This is a genomic window from Galbibacter sp., assembly GCF_035306585.1.
Classification (GTDB): Bacteria; Bacteroidota; Bacteroidia; order Flavobacteriales; family Flavobacteriaceae; genus Galbibacter.
Window position 1 is genome coordinate 1 of sequence record NZ_DATGNU010000102.1, and the last position, 3,998, is coordinate 3,998.

At 37.7% G+C, this 3,998-nt stretch carries 5 protein-coding genes and 1 pseudogene; 4 read left to right on the forward strand and 2 right to left on the reverse strand.

The annotated features are described in order from the left end of the window. Positions 1 to 462, forward strand: a pseudogene (locus VKY50_RS09865) (transposase); the annotation flags it as partial. A gap of 70 nt (positions 463 to 532) precedes the next feature. Here the strand turns inward: VKY50_RS09865 and VKY50_RS09870 are convergent. Both VKY50_RS09870 and VKY50_RS09875 read right to left on the reverse strand, forming a co-directional pair. Continuing rightward, entirely contained in the window at positions 533 to 1,759 is a 1,227-nt protein-coding gene (locus tag VKY50_RS09870; RefSeq protein ID WP_324301369.1) for an IS256 family transposase, read from the reverse strand. 167 nt (positions 1,760 to 1,926) lie between these two features. Next, positions 1,927 to 2,118, reverse strand: a complete 192-nt coding sequence (locus VKY50_RS09875; protein WP_324301361.1) for a hypothetical protein — start codon at positions 2,116 to 2,118, stop codon at positions 1,927 to 1,929. An 86-nt stretch (positions 2,119 to 2,204) separates the two neighbouring features. Here VKY50_RS09875 and VKY50_RS09880 point away from each other — a divergent pair, with 86 nt between their 5' ends. The 3 genes from VKY50_RS09880 to VKY50_RS09890 are packed head-to-tail and all read left to right on the forward strand — an operon-like array spanning position 2,205 to position 3,947. Next, the gene (locus VKY50_RS09880; protein WP_237219579.1) at positions 2,205 to 2,420 is read left to right on the forward strand and encodes a helix-turn-helix transcriptional regulator; all 216 of its coding nucleotides are present in this window, start codon (positions 2,205 to 2,207) and stop codon (positions 2,418 to 2,420) included. After that, on the forward strand, positions 2,420 to 2,848 hold the full coding sequence (locus VKY50_RS09885) for a very short patch repair endonuclease (RefSeq protein WP_324301365.1): 429 nt from the start codon (positions 2,420 to 2,422) through the stop codon (positions 2,846 to 2,848). Before VKY50_RS09880 ends, VKY50_RS09885 begins: the two co-directional genes overlap by 1 nt. A gap of 10 nt (positions 2,849 to 2,858) precedes the next feature. After that, on the forward strand, positions 2,859 to 3,947 hold the full coding sequence (locus VKY50_RS09890; RefSeq protein WP_324301367.1) for a DNA cytosine methyltransferase: 1,089 nt from the start codon (positions 2,859 to 2,861) through the stop codon (positions 3,945 to 3,947). Positions 3,948 to 3,998 lie beyond the last annotated feature (51 nt).

A 3,998-nucleotide genomic window follows, 5' to 3' on the forward strand; every position in this document is an offset into this window, starting at 1 on the left:
AGTAAGCATAAAATATACTCGCTACATGAGCCAGATGTACTCTGCATTTCCAAAGGTAAAGAGCATAAGAAATATGAGTTCGGAAATAAAGTCTCCATCGTAAAGACGCAAAATACCGGTGTAATCGTTGGTGCAATGGGGGTTCGAAATGAGTTTGATGGACATACATTAAAACCAGCATTAGAGCAAGTTAATAGAATGATAGGGAAGGAACCCAAAACTGTAAGTGTGGATCGGGGTTATCGAGGGAATACCCAGATTGGGGCCACGCAAGTTCAGATCCCCAAACCATTCAATGACAAAAAACAAACCAAGTACCTACAGAAAAAGCTCAAAGAAGCGCATCGAAAAAGAGCAGCCATAGAACCCGTAATTGGACATTTAAAAACTGACCATCGATTGGGAAGAAACTTTTACAAAGGGATTATTGGCGACAATATCAATATTATGCTAGCGGCAGCAGGGGAGTGTAAAATAAACTGTGTCAATGGTTGAATTACCGTCCCGCGGGGCGGTAATTCAACCATTTTTCTTATTGCAAATCTAACACCATTCTTCCCGGAAACCAAATCGCTAATTTTTGAGCTGTTGTACCCCAATTTGCCAGTGGCATCGTCCATTTCTTTTTAATATTTTTATGTGCCAGATAAATCAGCTTCATTAGTGCCATATCCGAGGTAAATGCGCCCTTAGTTTTGGTTACTTTACGAACCTGACGATGGAAACCCTCAATAGTGTTGGTGGTGTAGATCAATTTTCGGATAGATTTATCGTATCTAAAATAGGTGGTCAAACGATCCCAGTTGCGCCGCCAGGAGTCGATGACCACAGGATACTTTTCACCCCATTTATCCTGTAGTTCATCCATCCGTAGTTCGGCAAGATTCAATGTGTCAGCCTGGTAGACGGGCTTTAGATCGTTCATAAACTCCTTTTGGTCCTTACTAGCTACATACTTTAAGCTGTTGCGGATCTGGTGTACTACACAAGTCTGTATTTCAGTATCAGGAAAAACACTCTGTATCGCTTCTGAAAAACCTTTTAGGTTATCGATACATGCAATCAAGATATCCTCTACACCCCGATTCTGTAAATCGGTCAGCACGCTCAACCAAAAGTTTGCACCTTCATTCTCCGAAACATACATACCCAACAGATGCTTATGTCCGTTTCGGTCAACACCTAGGATATTGTATACAGCCCGGGAAACAAATCGATGGTCTTCTTTAACCTTGTAGTGCATGGCGTCCATCCATACAATCGTATAAAGAGAGTCTAGACTTCTTGACTGCCACTCCTTGACCTCAGGAATGATTTTATCAGTAATGGAAGAAAGTGTGCTGTGGCTGATGTCTGTGTCGTACATTTCCTTGATGTGATTCGAAATATCTCGCAGACTCATACCTAGGCCATACATGCCTAAAATCTTCTTCTCCAGGCTCTCGGCTAAAATCGTCTCGCGTTTCTTAACCAGCTGGGGCTCGAAGTTAGATCGACGATCTCGCGGAGTATCGATGTCAATCGTACCATCGGAAGTCCGAATAGCTTTGGTGCTTTTGCCATTACGCCGATTACCTATGGAGCGTTGGGTTTCATCCATATAGCTCTCCATCTCAGCTTCTAGCGCTGCTTCTAAAAATTTTTTCATTAAAGGAGCAAAAGCGCCATTCTTGCCATAAAGCGATTCGCCACTGCGTAATTGCTCTAAGGCTTTGTCCTTCATGGACTCAAAATCAAAATCGTTCTCGTGGATACTCATAATAACTATGTCAAAAATAATACTTCTATTTATTATCATTGACACAGTTTATTTTACAGTCTCGACTCCGCCACCCTTCGGGACTTATAGTGCTTCGTTATCTTATATCCGTTAGCAGAAAGGCTTCCTTTTTTTTCTGTTTTTTCTTTTGGAGTGAATTTTAAGGATTATTCATCTATTTTATTATTTGGTGCAGGCTTATCTTTGGAATCAATACTCTCATAGTACTCTCTCATTGTAGAGTTTACAATTATCTCAATAATAAGGTCTATCAAACGATCTTCTTTTTCTTTCTCCATCTGTTCATGAAACTTATCAAGGTTTTCAGGGTTTCCCTTGGTTGTTGTGTCTGTATTCATAGCATGTTTTTAAATAAACAGTTTTATTCAAAAAGCGAGGTTGTTTATGATATTTTTGTATATTTTTGCCTAAAACATAAACAATTTTGGCTGTAAAAGAACTGAACAGAATTAGAGTTGTTTTGGCTGAGTTGAATAAAAAGAATAAATGGCTCGCCGGAGAACTTGGTAAAAATCAAGCAACTGTTTCTCAATGGTGTAATAATGCAAGGCAACCTTCTGTAGAGACATTGTTTGATATAGCACAGGTACTTAATGTAGATGTAAGAAAGCTGTTAGTGTCAACGAAAAATGATGAATAATGGCTGATGTACATTCTAAAGAAGTAAGAAGCTATAATATGAGTCAGGTAAAAGGGAAGGATACAAAGCCTGAACTTTTAGTAAGGAGATTTTTGTTTTCAAATGGGCTAAGATATAGATTATATGATAAAAAACTTTCCGGAAAACCTGATATAGTATTGCCGAAATATAAAACTGTAATTTTCATACACGGTTGTTTTTGGCATGGACATGAAAATTGTAAGTATTCAGCATTACCTAAAACAAGAACCCAATTTTGGTCAGATAAAATTGAAGGGAATAAGCAGAGAGATAAAAACAATATTGAACAATTAATAAATAAAGGTTGGAATGTTCTGATTGTTTACGGATGTGAACTAAAGAAAGATAAACAAGAACTAACCTTGAATAAGATATTAAATAACATACAAAACCAATTTCATAATTGATTTTAGGAGTATGAATAAAGTAATAGAAAATACAGATAATCACAGAGCATTAAAAGCAGTAGATTTCTTCTGTTCCGGAGGCGGTATGAGTTATGGAATGCAACAAGCTGGAATTGAAATTCTTGCCGGAATTGACTTTGATGAAAACTGTAAAGCAACCTATGAAGCAAACATACAAGGTGCTGAGTTTATTCACGCAGATGTATTCGATTTAAAAGAACAAGAGCTTGAAGAAAAACTGTCATTGAACAAAAATGATGATGAACTTGTCTTAATCGGCTGTAGCCCCTGCCAGTTTTGGAGTATCATAAATACGGATAAAACAAAGTCTAAAAAATCCAAAAATTTGTTAATAGAGTTTAGACGATTTGTAGAGTATTTTAATCCCGGTTATGTGGTAGTTGAAAATGTGCCGGGTGTTCTCAGAAAAAAGAGAGCGAGTGGCTTAGCAGGTTTTGTAAGATGGCTAAATAAAAGCGGATATAAAGTACATTTTGACGTTCATGAAGTAAGTGAGTATGGTGTTCCTCAACATAGAAAAAGATTTACTTTAATAGCTAATCGTGTTACCTCAAAAGAATTGATGCCTGTTCCTGTAAATGGGAAAAAACTTACAGTCAGAGATGTTATAGGCGAACATAACGGATTTCCTAAAATATCTCACGGGCATAAAGACACAACAGAGTTTTTACATACAGTTGCCGGATTACAGAAAATAAACTTAGACAGACTTGCTATTACCCCAAAAAACGGAGGTACAAGATTAGCCTATGTTGATAATGAAGAATTAGCACCCAAGTGCCATAAAGGAAAAACAGATGGCTTTAAGGATGTTTACGGACGTATGTGGTGGGATAAACCATCTCCGACAATAACTACTAAATTTTTCAGTATATCTAACGGACGTTTCGGACATCCGGAGGAAGACAGAGCCATTTCATTAAGAGAAGGTGCAGTTTTACAATCCTTCCCTAAAAATTATATTTTCAAAGCAACGAGTATTGCGAACACCGCAAGAATGATAGGTAATGCCGTCCCGCCCAAATATGCGACTGCCATAGGCAAAGCAATAATTCAAAATCATAGTAATGCAATTTAGAACGAAAGCCAGAGCCGTAGATTTATTAGGAAAGGGACAAATTGCAGATTT